This is a genomic window from Bifidobacterium avesanii (genome assembly GCF_009299475.1).
In the GTDB taxonomy this organism is placed as follows: Bacteria; Actinomycetota; Actinomycetes; order Actinomycetales; family Bifidobacteriaceae; genus Bifidobacterium; species Bifidobacterium avesanii.
The window spans coordinates 90,227-104,232 of the sequence record NZ_WBSN01000001.1; the positions used below are offsets into that span (position 1 = coordinate 90,227).

Genomic DNA, 14,006 nt, shown 5'->3' on the forward strand with positions numbered 1-14,006 from the left:
GCTTCTGCTTTCTGTTGTGGTGTCTTGCGGTTCTGGCGCGGGCGCGGGCCGTGCGCGGCTCAGGCACGGAACGCGGCCTCGGCCTGCGCGCGGATCTGGTCGATCGCCTCGGCGGGGTTCTCGGCGCCGTAGACGGCGGAACCGGCCACGAGCACGTCGGCGCCGGCCTCGGCCACGATGTGCGCGGTCTTGGGGCTCACGCCGCCGTCCACCTGAATCCTCACGTCCAGGCCGCGGCGGGTGATCTCGTCCCTGAGGCGGCGGACCTTGTTCATCTGGTTGCCGAGGAACTTCTGGCCGCCGAAGCCGGGCTCGACGGTCATGACGAGGACCATGTCGAACTCGTCGAGGATGTCGAACAGCGGCTCGACCGGCTCGGCGGGGCGCACGGCGAAGCACGCCTTGACGCCCATGTCGCGCAGCTGGCGGGCCAGACGCACCGGGGCGTGCGTGGCGCCCATGTGGAAGGTGACGGACTGCGCGCCGCACTTGGCGAACTCGGGGGCCCAGCGGTCCGGATCCTCGATCATGAGGTGCACGTCCACGGGCAGGTCGGTGACCTCGCAGATGCGCTTGACGATCGGCTCGCCGAGCGTGAGGTTCGGCACGAAGTGGTGGTCCATCACGTCCACGTGGACCAGATCCGCGTTGGAGATGGCCTTGAGGTCGCGCTCAAGGTTGCAGAAGTCGGCGGACAGGATGCTGGGTGCGATTTGAATGCTCATGGCTCCTCATTCTATGGTCGGGTAGGTACCGGGGCCCGGCCCGGGTCGGTTTGCCTTTTGTTTTATTTCTTGTCGGCCTCGGCCTCTTTGGCCGCCTCGAGCTCGGTGATGGTCCGCAGCTTCTCGGCGAGCAGATCGGATGCCTTGCCCCGCTGCATGATGACGACGAGCGCCACGGCGCCGCACACGAACACGGCCATGGAGACCCACACGTTGATGCGCACGCCGAGGAAGGTGTGCGCGTAGTCGATGCGCAGCGCCTCGATCCAGGTGCGGCCCGCCGTGTACCACATCACGTAGATGGCGAACAGGGAGCCGGCCTTGAGCGCCTTGACGGCCTTCGAGCCGATCCACACGATGAGCAGCGCGCCGATGACATTCCAGATCATCTCGTACAGGAACGTGGGGTGGAACAGCGTGCCGGTGGGGCACGTCTGGCCGTCGTAGCACTGTTCGCTCGAGCCGATGGCGGAGCCCGCCGTGTTGAGCTTCAGGCCCCAGGGCAGCGTGGTGGGCGCGCCGTAGAGCTCCTGGTTGAACCAGTTGCCGAGGCGGCCGATCGCCTGCGCGACGAGCAGGCCCGGGGCGATCGCGTCGCCCAGCAGGGCCATCGGGTAGTGCTTGCGCCGGCACCAGGCCCACGCGCCGAGCGCGCCGAGCGCGATGCCGCCCCAGATGCCGAGGCCGCCGTTCCAGATCTTGAACATCTCCACCCAGTTGCCGTTCGGCCCGAAGAACCGCTCCGGCGTGGTGATGATGTGGTACAGGCGCGCGCCCACGATGCCGCAGGGCACGGCCACGATGGTGATGTCGAGGATCTGGTCGAAGTTGCCGCCGTAGCGGGCCCAGCGCTTCGTGGAGATCCACACGGCCGCGACGATGCCGGCGAGGATGCACAGAGCGTAGATGTGTATCGTCACCGGGCCGATGTTGAACTGCGAGATCGTGGGCGACGGGATGTATGCGAGATTCATGGTCCCCATCCTAGGTCAACGGCCGCCCCGCGTTCGCTGTGGGCGCGGGGCGGCCCGTGGGCCGGGTCGAAGGAGCGTTCAGCGCGCGGACGCGACGCCCTGCGCGAGTTCGTCGGCCTTGGCGGCGAGGTTCCTCAGGCCCTCGGCCTCGTCCAGCGCCTTGCGTCCGGTCTCGCCGAGCAGCTGGTGGACGAGCGCGGAGCCGACGATCACGCCGTCGGCGTAGGCGCCCACCTTCGCGGCCTGTTCGGCGGTGGACACGCCGATGCCCACGCACACGCGGGACGCGCCGGCCTTGCGGGTGCGCTCCACCAACGCTTCCGGGGAGTCGGTGATGGTCTTGCGCTCGCCGGTGACGCCCATGCGGGAGGCGGCGTACACGAAGCCGCGGGCTGCCTTGGAGACGACGGCGAGGCGTTCGGGCGCGGAGTCCGGCGAGACGAGGAAGATGCGGTCCAGGCCGTGGCGGTCGGACGCCTCGATCCACTCCCCCGCCTCGTCCGGGATGAGGTCCGGGGTGATGAGGCCCGCGCCGCCGGCGTTTTCGAAGTCGCGGGCGAAGCGCTCCACGCCGTAGTGGTAGATGAGGTTCCAGTAGCTCATGATCAGCGGCACGCCGCCGGCGTTGGCCACGGTCTCCACGGCCCTGAACACGCCGTGGATGCTTTCGCCGTGGTTCAGCGCGATCTGGCTGGCGGCCTGGATGACCGGGCCGTCCATGACCGGGTCGGAGTACGGCAGGCCGATCTCGACGGCGTTGACCCCGTGGTCCACGAGGGTCTTGAACGCCTTGAGGGAGACCTCGGGGTCCGGGAAGCCGTACGGCAGGTAGCCGATGAACGCGGGCCTGTTCGCCTTGTCGAGCTCGTCGAACATGGCGGCGGTGCGGCTGGGCTTGTGGCTGATGCCGAGCGGCTGGCCGGACGGCGTGGTTGCGGTGTTGGTCATATTGAAAATCTCCTTAAAACCCATTCGTCAGGCGACGGTGTCCCCGTGCGCGCCGGTGACCTCGAGCGCCTTGGACTGCTCGTCGGTCAGGTAGCCGAACCACTTGCCGGCGGTGGCCATGTCCTTGTCGCCGCGGCCGGAGATGTTGATGATCATCACCGGATGCTCGTAGCCCTTGGCCTTGAGGTCGGCGGCGGCCTTGTACGCGCCGGCGACGGCGTGGGAGGACTCGATGGCGGGGATGATGCCCTCGGTCTGGCTCAGGTCGCGGAAGGCGTTCATGGCCTCCTCGTCGGTGGCCCAGGAGTAGTTGACGCGGCCGATGTCCTTGAGCCACGCGTGCTCCGGGCCCACGGAGGCGTAGTCGAGGCCGGCGGAGATGGAGTAGGTGTCGAGCGTCTGGCCCTCGTCGGTCTCCAGCAGGTAGCTCTTGGCGCCCTGGAACATGCCGAGCTGGCCGGTGCCGGGCGCGAAGCGGATGGCGTGCTTGCCGGATTCGGGGCCGTTGCCGCCGGCCTCGTAGCCGTAGAGGTTCACGCGCTCGTCGTCGAGGAACGCGTTCATGACGCCGATGGCGTTGGAGCCGCCGCCCACGCAGGCGCACACCGCGTCGGGATGGTCGATGCCGTACCAGTCCCTGAGCTGCTGCTTGGCCTCCTCGCCGATGACCTTCTGGAAGTCGCGGACCATCTCCGGGAACGGGTGCGGGCCGGCGACCGTGCCGAGCAGGTAGTGGGTGTCCTTGACGTTGGTGACCCAGTCGCGCAGGGCCTCGTTGATGGCGTCCTTGAGGATCTTGTCGCCCAGGGTGACCTCCACGACCTCGGCGCCGAGCATGCGCATGCGGGCCACGTTGAGGGCCTGGCGGCGGGCGTCGATCTGGCCCATGTAGATGCGGCACTTGAGACCGAGCATGGCGCACACGGTGGCGGTGGCCACGCCGTGCTGGCCGGCGCCGGTCTCCGCGATCACGCGCGTCTTGCCCATGCGCTTGACGAGCAGGGCCTGGCCGAGCGCGTTGTTGATCTTGTGCGCGCCGGTGTGGTTGAGGTCCTCGCGCTTGAGGAACACGCGCGGCGTGATGCCGACCTTTTCGGCGATGCGCTCGGCGAAGCGCGGCGCCTCGGTCAGCGGGCTCGGGCGGCCCACGTAGCGCTGGTTCAGGGTGACGAGCTCCTTGGTGAACTCCGGGTCGGCCTTGGCTTCGCTATACACGCGCTCGAGCTCGTCGAGGGCGGTGATGAGCGCCTCGGGCACGTAGCGGCCGCCGAACTGGCCCCAGTACGGGCCGTGGTGCGTGCTCAGCGGGGTGGTTTCGGATGCCTTCACTCTCTTACCTGCTTTCACTAGTCGTTCCACTGCAAGCTCATGGTCGTCGGCGGTGGCCACGCCCTCGCCGACCAGCACGGCGTCCGCGCCAGCCCGGCCGTAGTCCTCGACCTCGACGGCGCCGAACACGCCGGATTCCGCGACCTTGACCACGTCGTCGGGAAGATCCGCGGCCAGTTCGGCGTACTTGTTCACGTCGACCCGCAGATCCTTGAGGTTGCGGGCGTTGATGCCGATCACGCGGGCGCCGGCGGCGCGGGCGCGCCCGATCTCCTCCCGCGTGTGCGTCTCCACGAGCACGGTCATGCCGAGGTCGTGGGCGAGGTCGAGCAGGCGCTTGAGCGTCGCGTCGTCCAGCGCGGCCACGATGAGCAGCACCAGGTCGGCGCCGTGCGCGCGGGCCTCCCAGACCTGATAGTCGGTGACGATGAAGTCCTTGCGCAGCACCGGGATGTGCACGGCTTCGCGCACCTTGTCGAAGTCGTCGAGGCTGCCGAGGAACCGGCGCCCCTCGGTGAGCACGGAGATGGCGCTGGCGCCGCCGCGCTCGTATTCGCGGGCCAGCGCGGCCGGATCGGGGATGTCGCTCAGGTGGCCCTTGGACGGCGAGGCGCGCTTGATCTCGGCGATGACGGGGATGCCGTCCGCCTTCCTGAGCCACGCCATCGCGTCAATGGGCGCAGGGGCGGCCACCACGGCCTCCTTGAGCTCCTCAAGCGGCGTGACCTTCTCGCGCGCGGCGGCGTCCTCAACGGCCCCCGCCACCAATTCATCCAAAACCGACATGACTCTCCCTTTGGTGCTAGACGGAATCATGCGACACTGTAGGCCCCGGCGCGCGACATCGCCCGCCGCGTCCCACGTTCTGGGCGCCTTGGCGCGGGCCCTGGATACGGCGAGGGGCGGAACCCGGCCGGACGCCCACGCTGTTGCGTACGTACGTCCGTACCGGATTCCGCCCCTGAAACGGTATGCCCTCGCCCCGTTACTCGAGCGCGGCGCCCTTGCGGTCGGGCACGAAGAACATGGTGACGAACGCCACCACGTAGATGCAGGAGACCGTGCCGAGCGCGAACGCGAAGCCGTGGCCGGTGGCGATGGCGGCGATGGCGACCGGGCCGAGGCCGCCGCCGATGAAGCGGCCGGTGTTGTACAGGGCGGTCTGGGCGGTGGCCCTGAGCTCGGTCGGGAACAGCTCGGAGATGAGCGCGCCGTAGCCGCCGATCATGCCGTTGGCGAACATGCCCATGAAGAAGCCGCCGACGAGCAGCGCGTTCGGGTCCCTGAGCTGGCTGTAGACGATCACCATGACGGCCGCGCCGATCTGGAAGATCCAGAAGGCCGGGCGGCGGCCGAGGTGGTCGGCGAGGAAGCCGAACACGGAGATGCCGAGCATCATGCCCAGCACGGTGACGGCGGTCCAGATGCCCGTGGAGGTCAGGGACAGGTTGAGCTCCTTGTTGAGGTAGCTGGGCAGCCAGGTCATGATGCCGAAGTAGCCGCAGTTCTGCACGGTGCACAGCACGATGATGGCGATGGAGAAGCGCACGCGCTCGGGCGTGGAGAACAGCTGCTTGATCGAGCCGTGCTCCTTGGCGGTCTCGCGGTGCTTCAAGTACAGCGGCGGCTCGGGCACGAACACGCGGATGACGATCGCGACGACGGCCGGCACGATGCCGATGGCGAACAGGCCGCGCCAGCCCCACGCGCTGATGATCGGCGCGCTCAGGAGCGAGGCGAGCAGCACGCCCACATGGAAGCCGAGGCCCACGCCGGAGGTCGCCTTGGCGCGGTTCTTCGGGCTGGACGCCTCGGCGGCGATGGCCATGCCGATGCCGAACTCGGCACCGATGCCCACGCCCGCGAGGAAGCGGCACACGGCCATGAATGCAAAATTCGGCGCGAACGCCGAGAACAGCGTAAACGCGCCGAAGAAGACGACCGAATAGGTCAGCACGCGGATGCGGCCGTACTTGTCGGCCAGACGCCCGAACACCAGACCGCCGAGGAACGCGCCGGCCAGGGTGATGGTGGTGAGCGTGCTCGCCGTGGTTTTGTCGATGCCGAAGCTGTCCATGATGCCCGACAGCGCGAAGCCGAGGATCATCAGGTCGAGGCCGTCGAGCGCGTGGCCGACGGCGGACGAAAACACCGCGAGGCCGGCGTAATGCTTCATGCCGCTGGCTTTGTCGGTGGTCTCCTTATCCGCCATGAACATGGTTTCTCCTACTCTTCCGGGAACAAAATCCTCGGATAGTGTAGTCACCCATGTGAACGTACAGTGAACGGGGCGTGTCCCGACGGCGAACCGGTGCCGGGCCGGTCAGCCGCGCTCAGGCGCTCCTCAGCTGTGCGGCGATCTGCACGCTCTCCACGCTGGCCTCGGCCTTGTTGCGGGTCTCCTGCCATTCGGTCGCGGGCACGGAGTCGAGCACGATGCCGGCTCCGGCCTGCACGGACGCCTCATGGTCGCGGATGAACGCGGTGCGGATGGCGATGGCCATGTCCATGTTGCCGGAGAAGTCGAAGTAGCCGATCGTGCCGCCGTAGATGCCGCGGTCGGCGGGCTCGAGCTCGTCGATGATCTCCACCGCGCGCGGCTTGGGCGCGCCGGACAGCGTGCCGGCCGGGAACGCGGAGGTGAACACGTCGAACGCCGTGAGGTCGTCGCGCACGTGCCCGGTGACCGTGGAGCAGATGTGCATGATGTGGCTGAAGCGCTTGATGTCCATGAGCGTGACGACCTCGACGGTCTCCGGGTCGCACACGCGGCTCAGGTCGTTGCGGCTCAGGTCCACGAGCATGATGTGCTCGCTGCGCTCCTTCGGGTCCGCGAGCAGCTCCTTGGCGAGCCTCGCGTCCTCCTCCGGGGTTTTGCCGCGCGGGCGCGAGCCGGCGATCGGGAACGTCATGGCGTGGCCGTCGTCCACCTTGATGAGGGTTTCGGGGCTGGAGCCGATCACGTTGAAGTTGCGGCCCTGCGCGTCGGTGAGGGCCATGAAGTACATGTACGGGCTGGGGTTGAGGGTGCGCAGCACGCGGTACACGTCGAACGGGTCGGCCGGCGAGTCTATGTCGAGGCGCTGGGAGATGACCACCTGGAACACGTCGCCGTCCACGATGTGCCGCTTGGCCGCCTCGACGGCGCGCTCGTACTCCGACTTGGCGGAGCGGAAGCGCAGTTCGGGCTGCCTCACGTTCGGATCGAGGACGCTCACGCGGTTCTCGTGCGGCTGCGGGGTGGCGGCGGCGCGCTGCATGCGGGCCAGGCGCTCGACGGCGTCGTCGTACGCGAAGTCGGCGCGCGTGGGGCGGTCGTCGAAGTTCACGGCGTTGGCGATGATCCACACCGAGCCGTCCACGTGGTCCACAACGGCGATGTCCGTGGCGAGGGCCAGCACGGTCTCCGGCTGTCCGGTCTCGTCCGGGGCCTCGCCGCGCAGCGTGGGCTCCCAGTGGCGGATGGCGTCCCAGCCGACCGTGCCCACCAGACCGCTGGTGAGGTTCGGCAGGCCCTCCACGTTCGGGGCCTTGAGCGCGGCCAGCGTGGCGCGGGCCACGTCCACCACGTCGCCTTCGGTGGGCACGCCGACCGGCACTTTGCCGAGCCAGTCCGCCTTGCCGCCGTTGGAGCGCAGCTGGGCCACGGAATTGACGCCGATGAACGAGTAGCGGCTCCAGGAACCGCCGTATTCCGCCGATTCGAGGATGAACGTGCCGGTGCGGCCTCCGGCGAGGCGCTCGTAGAAGCCCACCGGGGTCAGGGAGTCGGCGAGCAGGCGGCGCACGATCGGGATCACGCGGTAGCCCTCGTCGGCGAGCCGGTGGAATTCCTCGCGGCTCGGCCACGTGCCTCCCCATGCCAGATGTTCGACGCTGCATGCGCTCATCGTTCGTCCTCCTTCTCCTGCTGCTCCTGCTCGGGCGTGCGGTGCCCCACGACGGCCGGCAGCGGGCCGCCCTCGAGGAAGCACGAGCGCTTGCCGGTGTGGCAGGCCGCGCCCACCTGGTCGACCTCGACGAGCAGCGCGTCGCCGTCGCAGTCGAGCGAGACGGACTTGACGTACTGCACGTGGCCGGACGTGTCGCCCTTGCGCCAGTATTCCTGGCGGGAGCGCGACCAGAAGGTCACGCGGCCCGTAGTCAGGGTGCGGCGCAGGGCCTCGTCGTTCATGTAGCCCACCATGAGCACCTCATGGGTGTCGTACTGCTGGATCACCGCGGCCACCAGCCCCTTGGCGTCGCGCTTCAGCCGCGCGGCGATGCGCGGGTCCAGCTCCGTGGCGTTGTCGTAGCCGTTCGTCTCGTTCGTCGTCATTGTTCCGTCATGCTCCTCGTTCGCTCAAAACCTTCATGCGCCGACCGCACACATCAACTTCACGCGCCCGCCGGCCGGTCACCGCACGGTGTAGCCGTGGCGGCGCAGCTCGTCCTTCACGTCCCCGATCGTCATCTTGCCGTAGTGGAACACGGACGCGGCGAGCACCGCGTCGGCGCCGGCCTCGATGGCGGGCGGGAAGTCCTCGACCTTGCCCGCGCCGCCGGAGGCGATGATCGGGATCTTGACCTCGCGGCGCACCGCGCGGATCATTTCGAGGTCGAAGCCCTCCTGCGTGCCGTCGGCGTCCATGGAGTTGAGCAGGATCTCCCCCGCGCCCAGCTCCTCGGCGCGCTTGACCCACCAGATCGCGTCGATGCCGGTGGACTTGCGCCCGCCCATGGTGGTCACCTCGAAACCGGACTTCGTGTGCTGCTCGCCCTTCTCGCGGCGGGCGTCCACGGACAGCACGAGCACCTGGTTGCCGAAGCGCTCGGCCACGCGGCTGATCAGGGTCGGGTCGTTGATCGCGGCGGTGTTCACGCCCACCTTGTCCGCGCCGCAGCGCAGCAGCGAATCGACGTCCTCGGGCGTGCGCACGCCGCCGCCCACCGTCAGCGGGATGAAGATCTGCTCGGCGGTGCGCGAGACCACGTCGATCATGGTCTGGCGGTGCGAGCTCGAGGCGGTCACATCGAGGAAGGTGAGCTCGTCCGCGCCCTGGCGGTAGTATTCGCGCGCGAGTTCCACGGGGTCGCCGGCGTCGCGCAGGTTCTCGAAATGCACGCCCTTGACGACGCGCCCGGCGTCAACGTCCAGACATGGAATCACACGAACCGCAAGCGACATAACCCACTCCTGTTTCTCGACGCTGCATGTACAGTCGCCCAGCGTAGCTTCCGCCCGTTACATCGGTCCGCATGATGGACGCCCGGCGTCCGCGCCCGTGCCGCGGGCGATTCAGGCGGCGGTCTTCTCCTTGGCGGCGAGCTGGCCGCAGGCGCCGTCGATGTCCTGGCCGCGGGTGTCGCGCAGGGTGGCGGTGATGCCGGCGGCGTGCAGGATGTCGAGGAACCGCTTTTCGTCCTCCGGCTTGGAGGCGGTCCACTTGGACCCCTCGATGGGGTTGAGCGGGATGGGGTTGACGTGCGCCCAGTTGTCGCCGTAGTGGTTGAGTCGCTTGGCGAGCAGCCTCGCGTGCTCGGCCTGGTCGTTGATGCCGCGCATAAGCGCGTATTCGATGCTCACGCGGCGCTTGGACGCGAGGAAGTAGTCGTGCGCGGCGTCCAGCACGGCGGTGGTGTCGAAGCGGCGGTTCATGGGCACGAGCTCGTCGCGCAGCTGGTCGCTCGGCGCGTGCAGGGACACGGCGAGGCGCACCGGGATGCCCTCGGCGGCGAGCTTCTTGATGCCCGGCACCACGCCCACGGTGGACACGGTGATGTTGCGCGCGGAGATCCCGAAGCCCTCCGGCGGCGCGGCGCTGATCTGGCGCACGGCGGACAGCACGGACTTGTAGTTGCCCATCGGCTCGCCCATGCCCATGAACACCACGTTGCTCAGGCGCCCCGGTCCCCCGGCCACCTCGCCGTCGCGCATCATTTTGGCGGCCACGCGCACCTGCTCGACGATCTCGCCGGCGGACATGTTGCGCGTGAGGCCGAGCTTGCCGGTGGCGCAGAACGGGCATCCCATGCCGCAGCCGACCTGCGAGGAGATGCACAGCGTGGTGCGCGAGGGGTAGCGCATGAGCACGGATTCGATGAGCGAGCCGTCGAACAGGCGCCACAGGGTCTTGATGGTCATGCCGTCGTCGGCCACCTGACGGGTGACCTCGTGGATGAGCTCGGGGAAGAACGTGGCCGCGGCCTCGGCGCGCTTGACCGCCGGGAAGTCGGTGAATTCCTCGGCGTTCACGTCGAAGTGGCCGTAGTAGTGCTTGGCGAGTTGGTTGACGCGGAACTTGGGCAGGCCGAGCTCCGCGGCGGCGGCGATGCGCTCGGCGGGCGTCATGTCCGCGAAGTGCACGGGCGGTTTGCCGCGGCGGGCGTGGTCGCGGCTGAGCACGTCGCGGAACGCCCCTGAGGTGCCGCCTTCGGTGATGCCGGTCTCCGGCTCGGTGCGGTCGGTGCGGTGGTCGGTGCGCTGTTCGCTGGTCATGCTTGGGTCTTCCCTTTCCGTCGATCACATGCTATGGTACGCCATTCCATGCGGTCGGCGGACGGCGCCCTACAAGCCCGTGGCGAACAGCAGCAGCGCGATGGCGGGCGCGCACATGAGGATGGAGTCCACGCGGTCGAGCACGCCGCCGTGGCCCTTGAGCAGGTGGCCCATGTCCTTGATGCCGAGGTCGCGCTTGATCATCGAGGCGCACAGGTCCCCGTACGTGCCCACGACGCCCACGAGCACGCCGGCCACGATCGGCACCCACCAGTGCGTGGCCCAGCGGGAGGCGTCGTACGTGCAGGCGAAGATGGCGAACGCGCCGGCCATGGCGAACAGCATGGAGCCGGCCAGTCCCTCGTAGGACTTCTTGGGGCTGATGCGCGGCGAGAGCTTGTGCCTGCCGAACGCCGCGCCGAAGAACAGGCCGCCCGTGTCGGACAGGGCGGGCAGGAAGACGCTCATGCAGGCGTGCGCCACGGGGTGGCCGCCGAAGGTGAGCGGGAAGATGAGGTAGCAGGCCAGCACTTCGATGTACAGGACCGTGAACATGGTGACGCCCACGTTGGCGAGGCGGCTCGCCTTGGGCGCCTGCTTCTCCTGGTTGAAGGAGGATTCGCGGCGGATGTCCGCGTCGGAGGCGGACAGCTTGCGCGCCACGGCCATGGGCACGCGCGTGCCGAAGCTCAGCCGCGCGGTGGAGGCCGGCAGGGTGAGCACGATCGTGGCCATCATGCCCAGCGACATGGCCGCGAAGTGCCACGGGGCGTAGTAGGTGACCAGCATGGTGGCCCCGGAGCACACGGCCAGCGCCACGAACGGGATGTGCAGCCCGACCGTGGCGAAGTCGATGCGCAGCTCCCACAGGCCCAGCGTCATGAACAGCACGATCAGGAACACGAACACATCGATCCTGATGGCGAGGGCCGCGAGGATGATGGCCACCAGCAGCGCGCCGGTGGCGACGGCCTGCGGCATGTTGCGCCCGGTCCGCTTGTTGATGGTGTCGATCTGATCGTGCTCGTTCATGATGGGTTGCGCCTGGTTGGGTTGGGGACGTCCGACGGATGCCGGCGGATCAGACCTCGAGGATTTCCTTCTGCTTGGTGTCGAGCAGCGCGTCGATCTCGTCGGTGGTCGCCTTGGTGACCTTGTCGAGCTCCTTGAGCAGGCGGTCACCCTCGTCCTCGCCCATGTCGCCGTCCTTGACGGCCTTGTCGATGCTCTCCTTGGCCTTGCGGCGGATGTTGCGCACCGCGACCTTGCCGTCCTCGGCCTTGCCCTTGGCGATCTTCACGTACTCCTTGCGGCGTTCCTCGGTGAGCTCCGGCATGGTCACGCGGATCACGTTGCCGTCGCGGTTCGGGCTCACGCCGAGGTCGGAGTCGCGGATCGCCTTCTCCACGGCCGGGGCCTGGGACTTGTCGAACGGGGTGACGGCGAGGGTGCGGGGCTCCGGCACGCCGATGGAGGCCACGGCCTTGATCGGGGTCGGGGAGCCGTAGTAGTCCACCATGATGCCGTTGAGCAGCGCCGGGTTGGCGCGGCCGGTGCGGATGCCGGAGAAGTTCTCCTTGGTGTTTTCGATGCTCTTGGCCATCTGTTCCTTGGCCTGATCGACGACGGTTGCCATGTTGTTACTCCTTTTGCTTGGCGTCTCGATTGCTTGGTGCCGCTGACCGCTTCGTCAGGCGGCGAGGGTGGATTCCGCGGAGGACACGAACGTGCCGATCTCCTCGCCCACCAGCGCGCGCGTCACGTTGCCCGGCTCCTCGAGGCCGAACACGCGGATGCACTGGCGGTTGTCGCGCGCCATGGACAGCGCGGCGGCGTCCATCACGGCGAGGTTGTCCACGAGGGCGCGCTTGTAGCTCAGCGTGGCGAAGCGCTTGGCGGACGGGTCCTTGCGCGGGTCGGCGGTGTACACGCCGTCCACGCCGTTCTTGCCCATGAGGACCTCGTCGCAGTGGATCTCCAGCGAACGCTGGATGGAGACGGTGTCCGTGGAGAAGTACGGCATGCCGGCGCCGGCGCCGAAGATGACCACGCGGCCCTTCTCGAGGTGGCGGATGGCCTTGAGCGGGATGTACGGCTCGGCGACCTGACCCATGGTGATGGCGGTCTGCACGCGGGTGGCCTGGCCCTCCTGCTCGAGGAAGTCCTGCAGGGCCAGGCAGTTCATGACCGTGCCGAGCATGCCCATGTAGTCGCCGCGGGAGCGGTCGATGCCGGCCTGCTGCAGTTCGGCGCCACGGAAGAAGTTGCCGCCGCCGACCACGATGGCCACCTGCACGCCCTGCTTGACGGCCGGGACGATTTCCTCGGCGATGCGGCGGATCACGGTCGTGTCGATGCCGACCTTGCCGCCGCCGAAGGCCTCTCCGGAAAGCTTCAGCAGCACCCTGCGGGATCTGTCTCCAGTCATATACGCCCTTTCTTCGGTTCCGGCCCGCGGCGTGCGTTGCCGCGAAACCGCGAAATTTACCGTTTCTCAGACTATCCGCAAACACAGACACCGGCGGCAGCGACGCGCGGGAATCCCCAGGGACGCCGCGGGAAGCCCTTGGATACGACGAAGGCGGCGGCCCGCGCAGCCAATGCGCGCGGACCGCCGCCGTTCACGATGCGTCACAAGGACGGATCAGCGGGCGGAGCTCACTCCTCCTCGCCCTTGCCGACCTCGATGCGGGCGAAGGCCAGGGCCTTGCCGCCGACCTCGTCGAACAGCTTGCCGACGGTCTTGGACGGATCCTTGACGAACGGCTGCTCGAGGAGGACGACCTCCTTGAAGAAGGCGTTCAGACGGCCCTCGACGATCTTCGGGACGATCTTCTCCGGCTTGCCCTCGGCCAGGGACTTCTCGGTGGCCACGCGGCGCTCGGACTCGACCACGTCGGCCGGGACGTCCTCGCGGGTCAGCCACTTGGCGCCCATGGCGGAGATCTGCAGGGCGGCCTCGTGGGCCACGGCGGCGCCGGCCTCGTCGGTCGCGATCATGGCCACGATGCTCGGCGGCATCTCGGCGGACTTCTTGTGCGCGTAGACCTCGACGTGCGGGCCGGAGACCTTGGCGTACTGGCCGAGCTTGACGTGCTCGCCGAACAGGGCGGCGGCCTCCTCGACGGCGACCTTCACGGTCTCGTCGCCGGCCTTGGCCGCGAGCACCTCGTCGACGCTGTTCGCGTCGGCGTCGATGGCGTAGCCAAGCACGGTGTCGGCGAACTCGACGAACTTCGGGGTCTTGGCCACGAAGTCGGTCTCGGAGTTGACCTCGACGGCGTAGCCGGTCTCGCCCTCGGCGGACTTGACGACCTTGGAGCCGATGGTGCCCTCCTGGGCCTTGCGGCCCTCGCGCTTGCCGGCGGCCTGGATGCCCTTGGCGCGGATGATCTCCTTGGCGCGGGCCACGTCGCCTTCGGCCTCGGTGAGCGCCTTCTTGACGTCCATCATGCCGGCGCCGGTGTCCTCGCGGACCTGCTTGATCAGAGCGGCGGTAATTGCTGCCATGAAATTCTCCCTTGAGATAAAACTCGATTACGTTTCCCTAGA

At 68.3% G+C, this 14,006-nt stretch carries 13 protein-coding genes; all 13 read right to left on the bottom strand.

Going from position 1 to position 14,006, the window contains the following annotated elements; all coding sequences use genetic code 11:
- Positions 1 to 59: 59 nt before the first annotated feature.
- A complete protein-coding gene (rpe, locus tag DSM100685_RS00465) occupies positions 60 to 725 on the bottom strand; it encodes a ribulose-phosphate 3-epimerase (protein ID WP_152349411.1) in 666 nt (221 codons plus the stop codon).
- A 62-nt stretch (positions 726 to 787) separates the two neighbouring features.
- Positions 788 to 1,699: a prolipoprotein diacylglyceryl transferase gene (lgt, locus tag DSM100685_RS00470; protein ID WP_152349412.1), complete on the bottom strand. Its 912-nt coding sequence runs from the start codon at positions 1,697 to 1,699 to the stop codon at positions 788 to 790.
- 78 nt (positions 1,700 to 1,777) lie between these two features.
- On the bottom strand, positions 1,778 to 2,647 hold the full coding sequence (gene trpA / locus DSM100685_RS00475) for a tryptophan synthase subunit alpha (RefSeq protein WP_152349413.1): 870 nt from the start codon (positions 2,645 to 2,647) through the stop codon (positions 1,778 to 1,780).
- Between the two features lie 27 nt (positions 2,648 to 2,674).
- The gene (locus tag DSM100685_RS00480; RefSeq protein WP_152349414.1) at positions 2,675 to 4,762 is read right to left on the bottom strand and encodes a bifunctional indole-3-glycerol phosphate synthase/tryptophan synthase subunit beta; all 2,088 of its coding nucleotides are present in this window, start codon (positions 4,760 to 4,762) and stop codon (positions 2,675 to 2,677) included.
- A 199-nt stretch (positions 4,763 to 4,961) separates the two neighbouring features.
- Positions 4,962 to 6,194, bottom strand: a complete 1,233-nt coding sequence (locus DSM100685_RS00485; protein ID WP_152349415.1) for an MFS transporter — start codon at positions 6,192 to 6,194, stop codon at positions 4,962 to 4,964.
- A gap of 115 nt (positions 6,195 to 6,309) precedes the next feature.
- Positions 6,310 to 7,866: an anthranilate synthase component I gene (locus DSM100685_RS00490; RefSeq protein ID WP_152349416.1), complete on the bottom strand. Its 1,557-nt coding sequence runs from the start codon at positions 7,864 to 7,866 to the stop codon at positions 6,310 to 6,312.
- On the bottom strand, positions 7,863 to 8,294 hold the full coding sequence (hisI, locus tag DSM100685_RS00495) for a phosphoribosyl-AMP cyclohydrolase (protein ID WP_152349417.1): 432 nt from the start codon (positions 8,292 to 8,294) through the stop codon (positions 7,863 to 7,865). Before hisI ends, DSM100685_RS00490 begins: the two co-directional genes overlap by 4 nt.
- A gap of 78 nt (positions 8,295 to 8,372) precedes the next feature.
- The gene (hisF, locus tag DSM100685_RS00500) at positions 8,373 to 9,143 is read right to left on the bottom strand and encodes an imidazole glycerol phosphate synthase subunit HisF (protein ID WP_152349418.1); all 771 of its coding nucleotides are present in this window, start codon (positions 9,141 to 9,143) and stop codon (positions 8,373 to 8,375) included.
- Between the two features lie 111 nt (positions 9,144 to 9,254).
- Entirely contained in the window at positions 9,255 to 10,454 is a 1,200-nt protein-coding gene (gene rlmN / locus DSM100685_RS00505) for a dual-specificity RNA methyltransferase RlmN (protein WP_152349419.1), read from the bottom strand.
- Positions 10,455 to 10,523: 69 nt separating this feature from the next.
- Entirely contained in the window at positions 10,524 to 11,486 is a 963-nt protein-coding gene (locus DSM100685_RS00510) for a phosphatidate cytidylyltransferase (protein WP_152349420.1), read from the bottom strand.
- Between the two features lie 49 nt (positions 11,487 to 11,535).
- On the bottom strand, positions 11,536 to 12,090 hold the full coding sequence (gene frr, locus DSM100685_RS00515) for a ribosome recycling factor (protein ID WP_152349421.1): 555 nt from the start codon (positions 12,088 to 12,090) through the stop codon (positions 11,536 to 11,538).
- A gap of 54 nt (positions 12,091 to 12,144) precedes the next feature.
- Positions 12,145 to 12,882, bottom strand: a complete 738-nt coding sequence (pyrH, locus tag DSM100685_RS00520) for a UMP kinase (RefSeq protein ID WP_152349422.1) — start codon at positions 12,880 to 12,882, stop codon at positions 12,145 to 12,147.
- 230 nt (positions 12,883 to 13,112) lie between these two features.
- Entirely contained in the window at positions 13,113 to 13,964 is an 852-nt protein-coding gene (gene tsf, locus DSM100685_RS00525) for a translation elongation factor Ts (protein WP_152349423.1), read from the bottom strand.
- Positions 13,965 to 14,006: the final 42 nt, after the last annotated feature.